Origin of the sequence: Paenibacillus sp. DP01 (genome assembly GCF_044784315.1) — a bacterium.
In the GTDB taxonomy this organism is placed as follows: Bacteria; Bacillota; Bacilli; order Paenibacillales; family Paenibacillaceae; genus Paenibacillus; species Paenibacillus polymyxa.
Map to the genome: position 1 here is coordinate 2,401,660 of NZ_CP173059.1, position 19,537 is coordinate 2,421,196.

Here is a 19,537-nt window from a genome sequence, read left to right on the forward strand (position 1 = left end):
TTTATCTATTGAATGTTAAGGATGTGATTTCATGTCAGGCCGTGTACGTTCACAGCTGAAGAGCCTGCTGCGCCGCCATATATGGCAGTGGCTGACGGATACGGTCGATCGGCTAGGCGGTTGCTCCCTTCAAGTCAAGCTCATTGTCGCTTATATCGGCGTCATTTTAATCCCGGTGGTATTGTTCTCGCTATATACCTTTCATCAATTGTACGAGAACACCATGCATGACATTACCGTACAAAATCAGTATGTACTGGATACAGAGCTGGCCCAGATTCACAGCAATATGGAAATTATGGAGCGGACCGCACAGCTTGCGATTTCAGATCGCAACGTACTTCGTTATCTAACCGAGGAACGTGAAATAAGCAGCGATGAACTGGTTCAATTCAACTTAAATGTGTTTCCCAATTTACAGCACTTGCTATACAGCAATCCCAACGTAGAGAATATCCGGCTATATACGAGTAATCCCCAGGCACATGAGATATGGCCCATGATTTTCAATGAATCACGCCTGCCCAAGGCTTCCTGGCTGACAACGGCTCAACATCAGCAAGGAAAAATATGGTGGGATATATACAAGGGACCTAAGAGCTTATTGCTGGGGCAAGCAGGGCAGGAAAGTGAAGCGGTACGGTATATAGCATTGCTGCGTGAAATTCAGGCTAGCGGGGGAAAACACGCAGGCTTGGTGGAAACCAACATGAGGCTGGAGCTCTTTTCACCTAGAGTATTCGGAACCGCACCACGTGATTATGCATGGCAAATGTTCATCCTGAACGGTGGAAAATCAGTGTCTTCTACCGATATAGCTACAGCTTCCTTTCAACCTGATCCCATTCCGATCCCTCTGTCCCATGTGCACCATCTGTTACAGTCCCGCATTCAGGGACAGGGTGGTGCTTTTGACTTTACCTATGGAAATAAGCCCTATCTCGGTTTGTACCGTTATATAGAAGGACTAGATGCCTATCTGCTAAATGTAGTGGCGCTGGACGGTCCGCTGGGTGACCTTCGTCAAAAACGCAATGCCATGCTGCTCATTATTTGTATATTGATATTGCTAATGTCCGTCATTTCTTATACCTTGCACGCCCTTATTCTCAAGCAGCTGCATACACTGCGTGAATCTATGAAAAAAGTACAGCAGGAGGGCGACTTTCAGCTTACAATCCCCGTATATGGGCGGGGAGAAGTCGCGGAGCTGGCACTATATTTTCGCAGTTTGCTAAGTCGGATTAACGTGCTCATTGCTGAGGCTGTACAGAAGCAGGCCGCTGCTCAGGAGGCCGAGCTACAAGGACTCAAACATCAGATTGATTCCCATTTTCTATATAATACATTGGAAAATCTAAAAATGATGGCGGAGATCGAGCGACAGTATCCGTTGTCGGATGCGCTCACCTCCCTTGGTTCGATGATGCGCTATAATCTCCAATGGTCTGGGCCGTGTGTTTCTTTGCGGGATGAAATCCGTCATATTCAGCATTATGTAGCCATTATGAACATCCGCCATGATAACCAAATTGCACTGGACATTCGCCTGTCGTCGACGTTTATGGAACTGGAAATACTGAAAATGTCGCTGCAGCCTGTAGTCGAAAATGCGATAAAGCACGGTTGGAGTGCATTACAAAGCCCGCTGCGCATCACCATTGAAGCCTTCTCCAAGCAAGATATCGTTGAACTGCGTATACAGGATAACGGAGTGGGAATGTCTGAAGAAAGAAAAAACGCCATCATGGCTGGTCTGGAACAGACGGATATGGGTTCCCACGAGCCCGGGGTAAATAGGGGGATCGGTTTGTATAATGTGCATCGCCGTTTGAGTATGCAGTATGGCCTAGGGTTTGGCATAAAACTGGCCAGCATTCCTGGACAATCGACGACAGTAACCCTGATTTTGCCTAGACGTCACATCACGAGGGGGGCGAACCATGACGACTAAGCTGTTGATTGCAGATGACGAGAAGAACATTCGAATGGGGCTACAAGCTATGATCGAACGGGAGTATTCCGATCTCTATGAATGCGTGCTGGTCAAGGACGGAGGCGAAGCCTGGCAGCATGTAAAGGAGTTTTCACCCGAGTTGGTGATAACAGATATCCGTATGCCTGTTATGGATGGAATTATGCTGATGCAGCATATTCGCAAGCTGGAGCCAAGAGACAGACCTTTAGTAATCATTCTCAGTGGATATGACGAGTTCCAATATGCGCGCGAAGCGATTCGTTGTGGAGCGCGGGAGTATTTGCTGAAGCCGATCGTGAGAGAGGAACTGTTCAGTGCGTTAGCAGTTTTGAACGAAGAATTACAGCAAAGGAACTCTCTAATAAACGATTGTGTGAATAGCGGGGAGATAGATAGACTGACTGGAAGAACGAACGTTGCTAGTGCGATTGCCGATAGAAGCGGCAGCTTGACGAGAGCAATCCAGTACATCCATGCTCATTTCAGCGAGGATTTGAACATGGCGGTAGTATCTAATGTAGTATCCTTGAATTATACGTATTTTAGTCAGGCGTTCAAAGCCTATACAGGTCTTAGTTTTGTTCAATATTTAAAAAGGCTGCGCATTGCAGAAGCCAAAAAGCTGCTAGGGCGTCAAGAGGGCAAGATTTATGAAATTGCGGCTACTGTGGGCTTTGACAATGCCAAGCATTTTAACAAGGTGTTCCGTGAAATGGAAGGGATGACTCCGCAGCAGTTTCGGCTGAAGAATCTAAGGGGTAATTGAAAGTAAGGATGGAGAAAACTTCACTGCCTTTTTACCCTTATGCTGATATAATGAATGAAGGTAAACATAACCATGGCCTTCGATCAGAAAGTTTGTACACATATCAGATAGACGCCTAACGGAAGGGGATAGCATATGGTTATTTATGAAACGGATCAAGCTTATATCATGACGACGCAGCATGACCATGCCCGTATTTCAGGTGAGTTGGCTTCACAATGGGAAGACAGTGCCTTTAAAAATAGACGTCATAAACAGGATTTTATATATGCAGCGAGGGAGCATGACCGGGGTTGGATTAGGCTGGACGCTGCTCCTTTCTGGAATGATTATGTGTCAGCACCTTATACGTTTATTGATTTTCCGCTTAGTCCACGTTTTGTTTTTTATCGTCTCGGGATTGATGAAGTCGAGCAAGAGAATGCGTATGCGGCGTTGCTGTGCAGCTTGATGTACAAGGAGCTCGTCGGACGGACCGAGCATGAAAAAGCTCAGGACAAGCAGATTACGCATGCTTATCAAGAGGCGGAGGAACAGCGTCGCCAGAGGCTCAGACAGGAGTTGGCATGCGGTGTAACCTTCGAACATCAAGTGCGGACGGATGTACGGAGAATGTTGTTTTGCGACGAATTGAGTCTGTTTTTATGCAGCCGAGAGCCGGGTACCCCTACAGCAGATTATGAATGGTTTGCTGAAGGTTTGAGCTTCCCGGCTGTTCGTCATGAAAGCGGACGGGTTCGGGCTGAGTGGTTATCGGACCAGACAGTAGGTCTGTCCTTTTTCCCTTTCAAGGGTAAAGTAGAGATTACTCATACCTTCAAGAAGGTGAGTAAAGAGAACATTCGTACCTCGGGTCTTCTAGAAGCGTACCGTTCCTCCGAATGCACGCATCGAACCTTTACCATCGAACATATCATGGAAGTAGAAGAGCAAAAGGAGAATGCCTGAACGTCTAATGATTCAGCCTCGAACCGATGTGTTGTGCATTGTTCGTGGTTGCTGAGTAGCGTCAGAGCAGAGCCTCTCTGAACAATTTTTCAGAGAGGCTCGTTTGTTTCTGGCTTTAAAATTTACGATTAAGATTTTGCAGATGTTTTTGCACGGTTGACCATCGTCTGTACCTTATTCAACACTTTATCACGCGCTCCTTTATTTTTCATCAGATACGTAACACCCATTCCCAATGCTGCTACTACCCATTTTTTATTCTTCATCAATAACGCCTCCTTATGATCATGTTGTCATACGCTAATGCCTAAAAAGCATCCAAAATGTGAAATGATGAACGGGATTTTACGATTTAGTGATTCCTTGCACTCGTTCCGCATAACTATGATTTACCCTTTCCATCACATCTTACCCGTTCCATTGGTAATGAAACGATTACGACTGTCTTTTCACGTTTAATGGATATTATCAAATATCCTGCCACAATTGCTTCAGACGCACATGACAGGGAGGTCTTTGTTATGAGAAAGAAGGAAGTGGTTGCCATGCTGCTCGCCGGCGGACAAGGCAAAAGACTCAAAGGACTAACCCGCACACTGGCCAAACCGGCAGTATTTTTTGGAGGAACTTATCGTATTATTGATTTCCCTCTCAGCAATTGCTCTCATTCGGGAATAGACACCGTGGGCGTATTGACCCAATATGAGCCGTTGGTGCTTCATTCCTATATCGGCGTAGGCAGCGACTGGGATTTGGATCGCCTGGATGGAGGAGTTTTCGTTTTACCACCGCACGAGAAAGAGAATGGGAATAATTGGTACCGTGGAACAGCGGATGCGATTTATCGGAACCTGCATTTCCTGGATCAGTATGACCCGGAGCATGTGCTCATTCTGTCAGGGGATCACATTTATAAAATGGATTACAGTCGAATGCTCCACTATCACAAGGAAAAGGGAGCCGATTGCACCATTTCTGTTATCAATGTCACGATTCAGGAGGCCCAACGATTTGGGATACTGAACGCCGATGAGGACCTGAAGATATACGACTTTGAGGAGAAGCCTGAACAGCCGAAAAGCACATTGGCCTCTATGGGTATTTATTTATTCAAATGGGATGTGTTGCGTCACTACTTACTGGAAAGCGCAAGTGATTCTGAATCTTCACATGATTTTGGTAAAGACATCATTCCGCTATTGCTTCAGCATGGCCGGTCGCTGTATGCATACCCGTTTGCTGGGTACTGGAAGGATGTGGGCACCATTCAGAGCTTGTGGGAGTCTAATATGGATCTTCTGGTTCAGGACCCGCCGCTAGATCTGAATGACCCGTTCTGGCGCATCTATACCCGCAGCCCCAATCAACCTGCCCAGTACATCACCCAGCGGGCGATCCTGAAAAACAGCATCGTAAATGAAGGCTGCATGGTGGATGGAGAAGTAAGACACTCCGTACTGTTTTATGGGGTTGAAGTCGGTGAGGGGAGCGTTATTACCGATTCTGTCATCATGCCGAATGTAAAAATCGGACGCAATGTACGTATTCACCGGGCCATCGTGAATGAGAACATGGTTATTGAAGACAACGCAGCCATTGGACCTGAAGATAGCCTAGATGAGATTATTTTGTTCGATCAGGAAAGCCAGCTTCACGCACGAATATAACTCGGATAAGGACGGTGTCCGCTATGAGCCGGCTCATTGGAGTGATCAACCTGGATCACGAATTGGATCAATTGAAGGAGTTGACTTATTTCCGGTGCGGGGCAGCAGTACCCTTTGCTAGTCGATATCGGCTCATTGATTTCACCTTATCCAATATGATGCATGCAGGGATGCAGGATATTGCACTGTTTATCCGTCGCAAATACCGTTCGCTGCTGGATCATTTGGGTGAAGGTCGGCCATGGGATTTAGACCGCAGAAGGGGTGGGTTGTTTATTTTGCCACCGGACTGGAACGATCCGACGGACACATCACGTGGGGACTTGCAGCATGTGCACAATAATCTGGATTTTTTCCATCGCTCATCGGGGCAAACCATTGTACATGCAGGAACTCAGCATATCAACAAGGTTGATTTAGAGGATGTATACCGATATCATCTGGAAAAGAATGCGGATGTCACCCTCGTATATAAACCCATTCACCAGCTCGAAACTGAGCATGCACCGTGTGTACGGCTGGAGATTGACGACAGCGGACGAGTGACCGGTATTCATCAGGAGCAGGATCATCATAATATTTATCTAGAAATGTTTGTGATGGACAAAAGCTTGTATCTGGATCAGGTAAAGCATTGCATTGCTCATCAGGATAATCATTTCTTTCGCGATGCGATTCAGAAAAATCCAAGTGGCCTGCGCATCTACGCGTATCGCTATGATGGTTATCATGCAGTTATTAATTCTATCGAGAGCTATTATAAAAATAGCATGAAACTGCTGGATCAGGAGCAATATCAAGCCCTGTTCCAGAATCAGCCGGTGCATACCAAAATCAAGTATGAAGCTCCGACGCGTTATACGTATAGCGCCGAGGTGGATCATTCCCTTGTTGCCAATGGCTGCACCATTGGGGGGAAGGTCGAGAACAGCATTCTTTTTCGTGGCGTGCAAGTAGAGGAAGGCGCGCGGGTAAGCAACTCGATTATTATGCAAAAATGCATCATCCGTAAAGGCGCAGTTGTGCAGAATGTGGTTTTAGATAAGGATGTACAGCTTTCACCAGATCGAACTCTGATTGGAGACATTAAAGTTCCCTATGTGATTGCCAAGAATAGCGTGATTTAAAAGATCATACTTAGCCATTAAAACGGAATTAACAGGAGGTACCACTTTGTTCAGCAATAAAGAAGCATTTAAGCAGGCCTTTCGAGAGCAACTAGTCGGAAGACTGGGTAAACCGATGCAGGAGGCTCAGTCGGAAGACGTATATAAGGTTTTGGGCGGCATGATTCGTGAACAAGTCGGCAAGAATTGGGCAGAAACGAACCAAGCCTACAAAGAAGGACAAGTGAAGCAGATTTATTATTTTTCATTGGAATTTTTAATAGGTCGTCTATTGGGTAGTAATTTGCTGAATTTGGGCGTATTGGATATGGTTCGGCAGGCATTGGGGGAATTGGGATGGAATCTGGAGGAAATCGAGGAACAGGAAGCAGACGCAGGGCTAGGCAATGGGGGTCTCGGCCGTCTGGCGGCTTGCTTCATGGACTCATTAGCATCCCTTGGCTATGCAGGGCATGGCTGCGGGATTCGATATAAATATGGCCTGTTTGAGCAGCGTATTGTAGACGGAAATCAGGTGGAACTGCCGGATTACTGGCTACAGAAAGGGAATGTATGGGAGGAACGTCGTCCTGACAAAAAGGTCGAGGTTCATTTTTGGGGACGTGTGGAAACTCGTGAACAGGAGGGGCGTCTTGTATTCGAGACACAGGATGCCGAGACGGTCTGGGCCGTCCCTTACGATATTCCGCTGGTCGGCTATGGTCATGCGCAGGTGAATACGCTACGGATTTGGAGTGCGGAATCCGCGCTTGATCCCGTTCGAGGACCGATTCGAGGCGAGGGCGGATATTACCGCTTTCTCGATTACAATCGATCGGTAGAGTCCATCTCGGCATTTCTCTATCCGGATGATTCCAATTATGAGGGTAAGCTGCTTCGCTTGAAGCAGCAGTATTTCCTCTGCTCGGCCGGATTACAGAGCATTTTGCGTACGTTTGAGAAGCTTCGTTTACCTTACAGTCAATTGCCTGATAAAATAGCACTGCACATTAACGATACCCATCCGACACTGGTTATACCGGAACTGATGCGTATTTTGATGGACGTGAAAGGCTTGGGGTGGGACGAAGCATGGGATATTACGACACGGACCGTTTCATATACGAATCATACGATATTAAGTGAGGCGCTGGAACAATGGCCCGTCAACATGGTGAGAGAACTGCTCCCCCGGATTTACTTGATCATTGAAGAAATGAACAAACGTTATTGCGCTATGCTATTAGAGCGTTATCCGGGTCAGGACATCAAAATTGGTGAAATGGCGATTATTCACAGTGAACAAATACGTATGGCTCATATGGCCATCGTTGGCAGCTACAGTGTTAATGGGGTAGCTGCACTGCATACGCAAATCTTGAAGGAACGAGAGATGAAGTCCTTTCATGAATTGTATCCTGACCGGTTTAATAATAAAACAAACGGGATTGCCCATAGACGTTGGCTGATGCATGCCAACCCGGAGCTGGCAAGCTTGTATGATGAGACTATCGGTACACGTTGGAGAACCCGTCCACGAGAACTCATTGACCTGCTTCGCTACAGTGGGGACGAATCGTTCCAAGAACGGATTCAGGTGATTAAGCGAAATAATAAGGTCAGGCTTGCTGAGCATGTGTTTGCAAAACAGGGCGTACGACTGGATACATCCTCCATTTTTGATGTACAGGTCAAACGGTTGCACGGATATAAGCGACAACTGCTCAATATTTTGCATGTGATGCATCTATATAACCAGCTCAAAAGTAATCCTGCGCTGGATGTTACGCCACGCACATTTATTTTTGGCGCGAAAGCAGCCCCCGGTTATTTTCTCGCTAAACAGACGATTAAGCTCATAAATAATGTGGCGGACACGATCAATCGGGATGTAGATGTTAAGGACAAGCTGAAAGTCGTTTTCCTTGAAAATTATTCGGTCTCGCTGGCGGAGCTGATTATTCCTGCAGCGGATGTCAGTGAACAGATTTCTACGGCAGGCAAGGAAGCATCAGGCACAGGGAACATGAAATTTATGATGAACGGCGCGCTCACACTGGGTACATTGGACGGAGCTAATGTTGAAATGCATGAAATGGTAGGCGATGCCAACATGTTCATTTTTGGATTGAAGGTAGATCAGATTGAAGACTATTATCGGAATGGACAGTATTCGGCACGCAAAACAGCCAACAGTGATGAAAGATTGCGTGAAGTGCTGGATCAACTGGTAAACGATGCACCTTTTACGCGGCATGAACGGGAATTTGAGGCCATTTATCAATCTCTGATTGATCATAATGATGAATACTTTGTGCTTAAGGATTTTGCAGCTTATGTAGATACGCAGGTTCATATTGAACAGGTGTATCGCAATCCTTCGGAGTGGACACGACGTGCTATTGTAAATATGGCCCATTCTGGGAAATTCTCCAGTGATTGTACAATCCAGCAATACGCGGCTGAGATTTGGGACCTTGTACCTCTATCCAGCGATGTCAATAAGCGAATTGTGTTCTAAAATAGCGAAACAGGCGGATAGCATTGCTTTTCGAACGCTGAGGGTTATAATGACAGTATAGACTAAGTAAGGATGGGGAGTTATTTGAACTCATTCCTAAACTTGAAATTGTACTGTTGAAGGAGTCCTCCTATTGATAAAGTTCAATCCGAAAAGGCTCAAACCTCATAAATCAAGGAAGAAATACAATGTGTTTCAAAATATATGGCGGGCGATTCGTCTGAATTTTATTAAGCTGTTGCGCGCCCCTGGTGGAGTTAAAAAGATCTCTTTGGGCTTCGCCATTGGCTTTGGTCTGGAGATGATCGTAATTTCCACGGCCTCTCTCGTATACCTCGTGTTTTACCCGATTGTTCGGCTGTCCGGTGGTTCGCTGCCTGCCGCCATTGTGGGTAACGTTGTCGGCAAGCTGACCTTTTTGCCGATTGTACTGATGCCATTCGCCAAGCAACTGGGAGCTTGGATTTATCCATCACATTATCCGGTACATGTCAGGGGCGGTCGACTTCACGAGCATTCTTTTATGGAGCTTTTTCACGGCAACTGGTCTGTATTCAGAGACTTACTGCACGGAGGCCTCCACATCCTGATCGGCATGTCTATTTTCGGTGTGGTGCTGGGCATAATTTCGTATTTTGTCATTCAGGTTCTGTATAACCGTTCGCTGCACAAACGGTTGGAAAAGCGGAAACTGCGTCATGGCGCAGGATTTTCGCCGACCAGATTGCTGAAGAATGGATAATGTTGTACATCAGAAGCTCCTTGAGCCTATCGTTTAGGCCTTGAGGGGCTTCTTTTGGGTTAAGCAAATCTTTACTTTTATGCCACGTCTAAGGATTATGTGTATGTTTCTTTTTGGGATTAACCTGGATGGATATACCGTGAAAATATAGAAAAACGAATATACATTCTTAAAAAAGGCACGACTACTGTTGTGGGAAAAATTTACCGTTTGGCGGAAAGATATTGTACTTCTCTAGCATTCTAGACCTGTACAACGGGGAGATTATGGCTTACAGTATAGCGGACAAGCAAGATACGTCCTTGGTTGTGGGTACGCTGAATCAACTTCCAAAATAGACAAGCATGCTGCTCCACAGCGTTCAGGGAAGCGTATATACGTCACAGGCTTATCAAGCTGTAGTAAAGGGAAAAGGCATGACCATGAGCATGTCCCGTAAAGGAACACCTGCTGATTATGCCCCTATCGAATCGTTTCATTCCACGCTAAAGTCTGATGTACTGAAATTAATTTATTGACATGAAACCAGTTACATATTTTAATCTTGTTTTGTAGCGAGAGATCATAGATAAGCATGTTACCAACTCGTTTTGAATTTTTTTAGATACTTTTTAAACATTCATTATAAAGTATATAAAAAAAGACCTTTATGAACTTCACAGGAAGCGAATACTCATGGGAATATTAGTGGGAATTATATTGACCACATGCATTTTGATAGGTTCGTATTTTATCATCAGCGCAATTGTATATTCGCAAAAAAATTCAAATTCTTGTGGAAAACATGCAAGTGAAACATGTAGATCATTTTAATCAAAAGGACAAAAAAGACAAGCAAAAAACTGGAGGGCATAAGTATGATTAAACTTGTAGTCACGGATCTAGACGGAACATTTCTGAACAATAAAAGTCAGTACGATGTCGAACTTTTCAAAAAAGTTTATGCAGAGATGCAGCAAAAAGGAGTCACATTTGTCGCATGTACAGGTAAACAATGTGAACGTGTTGAAAAATTGTTTGACGAACATGGCAAGGGAGTTTGGATACTGGGTGACAGTGCTGCTCGAATTAAAAAAGATGGCCAAGTGGTTAAAGAGTTTAGTATTGATCGGAATCTAGCTCTACAGGCGATTGATCAAATTCAAGACTTCGACAACAATATGACGCTTATTGTATGTGCAAGTGATGCTGCGTACGTTCATTCTTCCATTTCAGAAGATATGTATAAAGTTGTTAAAGGCTCCTATGAACGTGTATTAAAAACAGACTCTTTTGCAAACATAGATAGCCGTTTTATCAAAATCACGGTCTTCGACACGGAGGGGCGAAGTACAGCATTAAGAGCACATGTTGAGAATACGTTGGGTGGACAAATTTATATTGTTGATTCTGAAGCTAGATGGCTGGATATCACGGCATTGCATACGCACAAAGGTGAGACAGTAAAGAAACTGCAAGAAATGTTGGGCGTCACATACGAGGAAACAATGTCATTTGGTGACGGCGAGAATGATGTGGAACTCATGGCAATCGCGAAATACAGTTTTGCAGTGAGTAATGCTTGTGAAAATACTAAAAAGGCAGCAAACTTCATTACTAAGTCAAACGAAGAAAATGGTGTTCTTCTCACGATTCAAAAAATACTGGATTTGCAGTGACCCTTGTCTGTCAAATGGTATTGTATTCTGTAAAAGAGCGAGGCAATGGTGTGATTGCCCCGCTCTTTTATCATATGAGTTGCAGTGCCCGTACTCCTTATTGTTTGAATTTCTATATTACGCTTTTGACAAAATAATATTTGAGTTGGAAGACTGTTGTAATCCAGATGATTTCAAATCGGCTTGTATTACTTCCATTCAAGTTGAATCGTTATTCGAAACTTGTTTTCGATAATTTTGCGGAACTACACCCATCTGTTTATGGAAAATGGACGAAAAATAGCTAGCACTTTGAAAACCGCAGGCAAGTGCGATTTCACTAATGGATCTTCGTGTTTCTTTTAACATTTCGCAACTTTTTTGAAGGCGATATTGAGTGACATAGTTGTTGGGCGTCTGGCCCACATATTTGTTAAATAATGTACAGCAACGGCTTCTGCAAACAGCTCCTGCAGATGCGATCTCCTCAAGAGTTATTTTTTGATCATAGTTTTGATGAATGAAACGAGTCATTTCCTGAACATGTGTCAATACTCCAGATTGCCCAGAAATGGGTTGCAAATGATCCCCTATAGTAGCACACAAAGATAAAGCTTGTGATGCCAGACGAAGCGGATTGGGAGGAGTATGGTCCTTGTGCATTTCCTGATAGATTTCTTGAATGGAAAGTAATACTCTTTGCTGCCAATCAATCTGATTTGTAAGCACGACAAAATCATCCATCATTAAACTAAACTTATCCCCCCAGTATGTTTGAACAAATGAAGGCTTCACACCAAGGATAGAAGGATGAATGACGATGACAAGGAATAAACAATCGTTGTGGTTTGCAAGAGAATAACCGAAATGCAAACGTTGGCTATTCACAAAAAGTCCATCTCCCTGCTGCAATCGAGTGATAGTTCCATTAACAGAGAAATCCATCGCTCCTTTTAATACGTAGATAAACTCCACGTCCACATGCCAATGCGCTACTGCTGTATGATTGTTAAATTGATGAAGGCTTCCCTTTCTTACGTAAAGTGGTAAATCAGGAATATTATAATTCAAATGTTCTGATAAATCAGAAAACACCTCTAAATTTGTCATCAACAAAATCATCCTTTGAATATATACGATTTTTATAAAATTATAGCCAATTTTAATGGAAATAACAATGATACTATCCTATTCTTATATTGTGGAAATCAACGAGAGGACAGGGTATAGGTGAGAAACCGTATACAATTTAGAGGATCTAGCAATCGTGATTTTAATCGAGAGTTAATGATGCTCGTCATTCCCATTGCATTACAAAATTTAATATCAGCAACCGTGATATCCGTTGATGTATTTATGCTGGGTATGATTAGTCAATCTGCAATGTCAGCCGTATCACTCGCAGGGCAAATTACTTTTGCATTAACATTGTTTTACATGGGGATGTCAGCGGGGGCAAGTATCCTGACTGCGCAATACTGGGGAAGGGAGGATTTACCAACCATACAGCGCATTCTTAGTATTGCTTGCATGTTCTCCTTTTGTATCTCCATTTTGTTTTTTTTGACTTCCTTCTTTCTTCCAGAGGCACTTATGTATTTATTCACCAATGATACTGAACTGATTCAATATGGCTCAAAGTTTTTACAAATGAATTCCTTTTCTTATCTCGTGATGGGAATATCGCAGATGTATCTCAGTGTGATTAGAAGTATGGAAAATGCAAAACTCAGTGCGTGGATTAGCTCCTTATGTTTGATCTTAAACATTTTGTTCAATGCCTTTTGCATTTTTATTTTATTCCCATCAAGACCCGAACTGGCCATTTCCGCAGTAGCTCTTGCCACGGTTTTAGCACGGATTATTGAACTAGTATGTTGTATGATTCACTCCGTAACCAAGGGGGGCATTCGTTTTCGTTTGCCTGTACGTGATGGCATTCAACGAAATTTATTAAAAGATTTCTTAAAATATACTCTGCCTGTACAGGGGAATTATATTGTATGGGGAGGAGCTCTTACCGCTACGGCTGCAATTATTGGCCATGTTAACTCCGATATGGTAGCAGCTAACTCGATAGCGTCTGTAGTTAAAAACCTAGCAGTTGTTCTCTGTGGAGGCATAGCTACTGGAGGCTCTGTACTTGTTGGAAAGTATTTGGGACAGGGTGACATCGAGAAGGCAAAGCATGCGGGCAACAAAATGTGTTTTTATGCTTTGATATTTGGAGTTATTGCAGGCTGCACGATTCTGTCCATTAAACCATTGGTATACTCCATCGTCAATTTGAATTCAATTGCTCAAAGTTACCTAGATGGAATGCTTTACATTAGTGCGTATTATTGTATGGCCAAATCGTTAAACTCCACAACTATAGCGGGTATATTTACGGCTGGTGGGGATTCCAAATTTGGATTTTGGTGCGACACTGTTGTCATGTGGCTTATTATTCTGCCGCTTAGTTACCTATGTGCTTTTGTTTGGCAAGTGCCGCCTATCTTTTTGTATATCGTCATCAGCTTAGACGAGATGATTAAATTACCCATTGCTTTTATTCGATATCGACAGTTTAAGTGGCTTAACAACATAACTAGAAACTTTGCATAAACCTGATCATAACTAAGGGTTGTGCAATTTACTCTAATAAATACAAGCATTTATAAGGGAGAATGTTGCATGAATATCCAAGAACGAATGGCTAGCAAACAATTATTTACAGATCACGATGCTAATTATCCGAAAGAGGCTGCAGAGTTGGCGAAAGCACGCCAGCGTGGTAAGGCAATATGCTATGAAATTAATAATTTGCATCCGGATGATGTTGAAATGCGCAAAACGTTAATGAAACAACTCTTTGCAAGCATTGGAGAAAATGTATGGATGGAGCCGCCAATTCGCATGTCTTATGGTTCAAATACGATTGTAGGAAATAATGTATATATCAATTTCAATCTAACCGTGGTTGACGACTATAAAGTTACGATTGGTAATGATGTCATGTTTGGCCCGAATGTAACGATTGCTGTAACGAATCATCCTGTACATCCAGAAAAGCGCAAAGAAGGCGGGATGTTTGCATTACCAGTGGTCATTGAGGATGGGGCATGGATCGGGAGCGGAGCGATTATTGTTCCAGGAGTCACGATTGGCAAAGGGAGTGTAATTGGTGCTGGTAGTGTGGTAACCAAGGATATCCCTGCGAATGTAATAGCTGTTGGAAATCCATGCAGAGTTCTTCGTGAGATTACGGATCGTGATAGGGAGTTCTACTATAAAGACATGCGTTTTGATCAAGTTGAATGGTAAGAAAAAGTGACCAATAGTTTTATAGAATAAAAATACAGCTCACATAAAGTCAAATGGAACCATACAATCTTCGGTCATCTACCTTCTGGAGAGGGGTTTTTCGATGAATATACTTTATTTTTTTCTAACAATAGTTTCCCTTTATTTTGTCATTACAGCAATTGTGCATTCACGCCACACAAACTTGGTAGCCGATAAAATGGAAATACAGTTTGAACATTACTTTAATGAAGATGCGCATCAAAATGATCAGCATATTGTATCAAATTGATAGCAATGCATTATTAAGCTAACAGGAGACGATAACTCAATAAAACTTAAAAGGCAACCGATCAACGTGGTCGGCTGCATGATTCCAATCGCGGTAACTGGCAGTTTGCTGTTTTCTACACTCCTGACTTTATTTGTGGTACCGTCTCTTTATATGTTGCTGGCAAAATATAAACTAAGACGCAAACTAAAGAAAAAACTGCCTTCAGCTTAAGAGGAACAGCCCTCATAACGTGAGACAAATCAAAACACCTTCAAGAGAATCAAGCCATGTCGTAAGATATGAAGATAACCTTGGAGGTGTTTTTACGTTGGCAACGAGAGTGAGTTATCCTTAGAAACAAAGATGAAAGCTATTGAAATGAGATTGGCAAGAGTTTCGATAAGGAGGTTATGGAGCAACTGGGAATAAAGAATAAGGCACAGCTACAAACATGAATGAGGTGGTATCGAAAAGGCGAAGAACCAATGTTTTGATCCCTGTCTCACAAATGGGGAGGAGTCCCCAAATCAATAAATAGGGTGCTTTTTATTCGCTGGAGGCTATGCCTGCAAATGGAGTTCGTTTATTACATTCGCTTCAGCCGCTCAAATCGTTTACAATACGTGTGCATACAACACTGGACGATAGGTTAATGTACATATGAGGAGTGGTGAAGTTGCGGAAGATATGGCAAATCTACTTAACAGACTGGAAAAATGTATTCAAAGTATCGACCGGGACTTTATTAGTCATTGGCATCATTCTTTTGCCTTCCGTCTACGCATGGGTGAATTTGAAAGCAATGTGGGACCCATATGCGAATACATCTGGTATTAAAATTGCAGTAACCAGCCAAGATCAGGGTGCTGAGGTAAATGGTAAAAAGATTAATATCGGCGACGAGGTTATACATAACCTTCAAAATAACAAGAAGCTGGGTTGGACTTTTGTCAATGAAGCGGAAGCGCGAAAAGGGGTGCTGAACGGTGATTATTATGCCAGCCTGCTGATCCCAAAAGATTTTTCAGAGAAAATTACGAGTGTGCTTACAGAAAATCCGCAGAAGCCGGAGATCGATTATGCTGTGAATGAAAAAATCAACGCGGTCGCTCCGAAAATTACTTCTTCAGGGGCAACCTCTCTGACAAACCAAATTAGCCAAAACTTTATTGAAACGGCCAGCCAGGCGGTTTTGACGAAATTAAAGGAAGCCGGAGTAAAGCTGGAAGAGGAGTTGCCGACGATTCGCAACATTGAGAATCGGGTGTTGGAGCTGAATAATCGGTTGCCTGATATCGATCGGTTGGGTAAGCAGGCATTAGAGCTGGAGCAGAATTTACCGAAAATTAAGGCTCAGGGCCAAAAGATCATTGCATTGAAGGAAAAAATTCCTGAAATCAACCGAGCTGGCGACCTGGTGCTTAAAATTGACAAAAACCTGCCTGAGCTGGACAAGGTGGCCGCAGTTATTTTGGATATACAAAAAAAACTGCCCGATATTCAAAAAGCCGGTGATCGAATTGTTGAGCTGGATCAGAATTTCAGTAAGGTAGAAAGTGCACTCGCTACCGCCTTGGAGGACACGCAAACGGCCCTTAAGGTCATTAATGCTGCCCGGACAGCACTGCCGGAAGTACAGAAAATAGCCGATACAGGCAAGGATTTTACAACTGGTATACTTGACTTTCTGGATAAAAACGAAGGTGCGCTTGATTCGATCGGAACCATAGTTAAAGAAGATTTACAGCTGGTGCAACAAATTGCGAATGAAGTTTCACAGATTACAGGCATCATTCGAGGTGTGGATTTTGATCCTAAAGCAGCACAAGCTACGGCGAATCGGATTAGCGGTAGGCTCACGACTGCCGTAGGTGTGCTGGACCATATTTCTCAACTGCTGAACCGTGTGAACGGATATTTGCCTAGCCAGCCACTGAATTCACTTATTTCCCGGGTAAACGGGGTAGAGGATCGCTTCCGCCGATTGAATAGCACGGTCACTAGCATTGGGGATGCTATTCAGCGTGGTGAGAAGCCTGCCCAAAATCTGCTGGATGATGCTGACCGCCTTGCAGGAGAAATCAGTAGCGGAATTGACAGCATTTTGGACAATTATGATACGGAATATGCTCCTGCCATTCAAAAGGCGCTGGATCAAATCAAATCTGTTGCCCGCAATTCTGCCAATGTGTTGACCACAGCTCAAGAGCAGCTCCCGAATATTGATAAGCTATTAAATGATGCACAGGCCGCAGCCGAATTCGGGCAGCAAGAGCTAACACGTCTCCAGCAGGACTTGCCACAATATCGTCAAAAGCTGCATGAAGCCGCTACGACGATTCAGGGACGCATGGGCGAGTTTACGAATGCTGTGAACAAAGCGGCAGACTTCGTGAAGCACGATTTGCCAACGGTTAAAAGTAAAATTCATCAGGCGGCAGACTTTGTACGTAATGATTTACCGAAAGCGGAACAACAGTTTGTTAAAATGGCGGATTTGATTGAAAACAAATTTCCTGAAGCTGAAAAAGCGGTACACCAGGTAGCCAATTTTGTCAGAACCGATCTTCCTGCTGCCGAGGATTCCATACGTCAGGCAGCAGACACGATCCGTAAGCTTAAGGGCGAAAATGCCCTCGGAAGAGCTATTGCGTTGCTTAAGGGAGATGTAAAAAAGGAAAGTGATTTCCTCGGTAGTCCGGTATCACTGAAGCAGGAGCGGATATACCCGATTCCTAACTATGGTTCTGCGATGTCACCTTTTTACACTACATTATCGATTTGGGTAGGTGCGATGCTGCTGGTCTCCATGTTCAGGGTAGATGTGGATGACCCGGAAGGTCAATATAAAAGCTACCAGGTGTATTTTGGACGGCTCATGACGTTTTCTACAATTGGTATTTTTCAGGCGCTGAGCGTATCTCTCGGTGATTTGTTCCTGTTGGGAACATATGTGGATGCCAAAGTAGCATTTGTACTCTCCTCTATGCTGATCAGTCTAGTGTTTACGGCCATGACCTATACTTTGGTTTCGGTGTTCGGCAATATCGGGAAGGGTCTGGCAGTCATCCTGCTGGTGCTCCAATTCTCCAGTTCAGGGGGCACATTTCCTATTGCGACGAGTACAGCTTTCTTTCAGACCCTGAATCCGTTCGTACCGTTCACCTATGCGGTTAGTCTACTACGGGAAACGGTAGGAGGAATGTTGCCTTCAACGGTAACACGAGATGTAGTGATGCTGTTTGTGTTTATCGGAATTTGCTTCTTGTTTGGATTAGTACTTAAGAAGCCGCTCAGCAAGCATACGAAGAAAATGGCAGAGCGAGCGAAAGAAACAAAATTAATTCCTTGATTGTTAAAAAGAGAGTTAGTTACGGTGGCTGAGGTGAGCGGCTCCGCCGTAAATTCACTTTCTTAACATTCGGCGTGTAGTATGTAGGGGTGGCCTCCGCATGTAATGCTTCGGCATGGTGCGGAGGCTTTTTTGCATGCGCTATCTACCTTTTTAAATGCATTTTGGGGTGTTTCAAAGGGGGGTTATTCTGGTGAATGAAGTAGGTATGGTCTTTTTTTATGCAATTTTTCGGAATTTTCAAAAAATCCTTAAGCAAAGGCGGGAGATAGTATGGAATATTCATACTTAGGAAAGTCAGGCTTGAAGGTTAGTCGGTTATGTCTAGGCACAATGAATTTCGGACCGGAAACTGAAGAAAAGGATGCTTTTAAAATTATGGATGCCGCGCTGGATGCGGGCATTAATTTCTTTGATACGGCTAATGTATATGGCCATGACCGTAAAGGCTGGACAGAAGAAATTATCGGACGATGGTTCCAACAGGGTGGTGGAAGACGCGAGAAGGTCGTATTGGCAACCAAGGTATATGGAGACATGAAAAATGAAAATGACGGACCCAATGCAGGGTCGGGCTTATCTGCATACAAAATTCGCCGTCATTTGGATGCGTCGCTGAAACGTCTGCAAACAGAACATATAGAGCTATATCAAATGCATCACATTGACCGCAACGTGTCATGGGATGAGCTATGGGGCGTATTTGAGTCCGTGGTGGATCGGGGACAAGTTGGCTATATCGGTTCCAGTAATTTTGCGGGTTGGCACATTGCGGTGGCGCAGGCCGAAGCGAAGGCACGGCGTTTTCTGGGACTGGTATCGGAGCAGCATTTGTACAACCTGAACGAACGCTCAGCTGAGCTTGAAGTATTACCGGCAGCTCAAGAGCTGGGTCTGGGTGTGATTCCATGGAGTCCGTTGGCGGGCGGACTGCTGGGACGCAATGCATTAGCAGGTACTGGTTCCCGCAGCGCACGTGCCAAGGAAAAGGTAGAGCAGAATCGTGCGAAGCTGGAGCAATTTGCAGCGTTGTCCCGCGAGCTGGGCGAAAAGGAAGACGTGATTGCCCTGGCTTGGGTGCTATCTCATCCGGCCGTGACGGCTCCAATTATCGGACCACGTACATTAGAACAGTTAGAGGATGCGCTGCGGGTACCTGAGGTTAAATTAAGTGAAGATGTGCTTGCCAAGCTGGATGAGATTTTCCCGGGTCCGGGAAAACCTGCACCAGAAGCCTACGCTTGGTAATATGGATTGATCA

The 19,537-nt window shown here is 44.1% G+C and carries 14 protein-coding genes and 1 pseudogene; 13 read left to right on the forward strand and 2 right to left on the reverse strand.

The features are described from left to right. Positions 1–31 precede the first annotated feature (31 nt). From ACH59B_RS10915 to ACH59B_RS10925, 3 genes are all read left to right on the forward strand, one after another. Positions 32–1,954: a sensor histidine kinase gene (locus ACH59B_RS10915; RefSeq protein ID WP_045243822.1), complete on the forward strand. Its 1,923-nt coding sequence runs from the start codon at positions 32–34 to the stop codon at positions 1,952–1,954. Continuing rightward, on the forward strand, positions 1,944–2,744 hold the full coding sequence (locus ACH59B_RS10920) for a response regulator (protein ID WP_045243821.1): 801 nt from the start codon (positions 1,944–1,946) through the stop codon (positions 2,742–2,744). Before ACH59B_RS10915 ends, ACH59B_RS10920 begins: the two co-directional genes overlap by 11 nt. A 135-nt stretch (positions 2,745–2,879) precedes the next feature. Further along, complete coding sequence (locus ACH59B_RS10925; RefSeq protein WP_039277178.1) at positions 2,880–3,692, forward strand: DUF3891 family protein; 813 nt, start codon at positions 2,880–2,882, stop codon at positions 3,690–3,692. 128 nt (positions 3,693–3,820) lie between these two features. Here ACH59B_RS10925 and ACH59B_RS10930 read toward each other — a convergent pair whose 3' ends face one another. Continuing rightward, positions 3,821–3,958, reverse strand: a complete 138-nt coding sequence (locus ACH59B_RS10930) for a hypothetical protein (RefSeq protein ID WP_013370876.1) — start codon at positions 3,956–3,958, stop codon at positions 3,821–3,823. 255 nt (positions 3,959–4,213) lie between these two features. On the opposite strand from ACH59B_RS10930, the gene ACH59B_RS10935 reads away from it, so the two are divergent. The 6 genes and pseudogenes from ACH59B_RS10935 to ACH59B_RS10960 all read left to right on the forward strand — a co-directional run bounded on the left by ACH59B_RS10935 (position 4,214) and on the right by ACH59B_RS10960 (position 11,386). Continuing rightward, positions 4,214–5,359, forward strand: coding sequence for a glucose-1-phosphate adenylyltransferase (locus tag ACH59B_RS10935; protein ID WP_039277181.1), 1,146 nt, complete (start codon positions 4,214–4,216; stop codon positions 5,357–5,359). A 23-nt stretch (positions 5,360–5,382) separates the two neighbouring features. Continuing rightward, on the forward strand, positions 5,383–6,486 hold the full coding sequence (gene glgD, locus ACH59B_RS10940) for a glucose-1-phosphate adenylyltransferase subunit GlgD (protein WP_016821087.1): 1,104 nt from the start codon (positions 5,383–5,385) through the stop codon (positions 6,484–6,486). A gap of 46 nt (positions 6,487–6,532) precedes the next feature. Beyond that, entirely contained in the window at positions 6,533–8,986 is a 2,454-nt protein-coding gene (locus tag ACH59B_RS10945) for a glycogen/starch/alpha-glucan phosphorylase (protein ID WP_103042390.1), read from the forward strand. A 133-nt stretch (positions 8,987–9,119) separates the two neighbouring features. Continuing rightward, a complete protein-coding gene (locus ACH59B_RS10950; RefSeq protein ID WP_016821089.1) occupies positions 9,120–9,728 on the forward strand; it encodes a DUF2062 domain-containing protein in 609 nt (202 codons plus the stop codon). Between the two features lie 203 nt (positions 9,729–9,931). Further along, positions 9,932–10,237: pseudogene (locus ACH59B_RS10955) on the forward strand (transposase); the annotation flags it as partial. Positions 10,238–10,585: 348 nt separating this feature from the next. Next, positions 10,586–11,386: a Cof-type HAD-IIB family hydrolase gene (locus ACH59B_RS10960; protein WP_025364715.1), complete on the forward strand. Its 801-nt coding sequence runs from the start codon at positions 10,586–10,588 to the stop codon at positions 11,384–11,386. Between the two features lie 198 nt (positions 11,387–11,584). On the opposite strand, the gene ACH59B_RS10965 is transcribed toward ACH59B_RS10960, so the two are convergent. Next, positions 11,585–12,475, reverse strand: a complete 891-nt coding sequence (locus tag ACH59B_RS10965; protein WP_404303725.1) for a helix-turn-helix domain-containing protein — start codon at positions 12,473–12,475, stop codon at positions 11,585–11,587. Positions 12,476–12,595: 120 nt separating this feature from the next. Between ACH59B_RS10965 and ACH59B_RS10970 the strand changes: the two genes are divergently transcribed. From ACH59B_RS10970 to ACH59B_RS10985, 4 genes are all read left to right on the forward strand, one after another. Continuing rightward, on the forward strand, positions 12,596–13,972 hold the full coding sequence (locus ACH59B_RS10970) for an MATE family efflux transporter (RefSeq protein ID WP_025364717.1): 1,377 nt from the start codon (positions 12,596–12,598) through the stop codon (positions 13,970–13,972). 69 nt (positions 13,973–14,041) lie between these two features. Continuing rightward, entirely contained in the window at positions 14,042–14,671 is a 630-nt protein-coding gene (locus ACH59B_RS10975) for a DapH/DapD/GlmU-related protein (protein WP_016821095.1), read from the forward strand. 929 nt (positions 14,672–15,600) lie between these two features. Next, positions 15,601–18,276, forward strand: coding sequence for a YhgE/Pip domain-containing protein (locus ACH59B_RS10980; protein WP_249507427.1), 2,676 nt, complete (start codon positions 15,601–15,603; stop codon positions 18,274–18,276). Positions 18,277–18,549: 273 nt separating this feature from the next. After that, positions 18,550–19,524, forward strand: a complete 975-nt coding sequence (locus ACH59B_RS10985; protein ID WP_126665651.1) for an aldo/keto reductase — start codon at positions 18,550–18,552, stop codon at positions 19,522–19,524. The last annotated feature ends 13 nt before the right edge of the window (positions 19,525–19,537 follow it).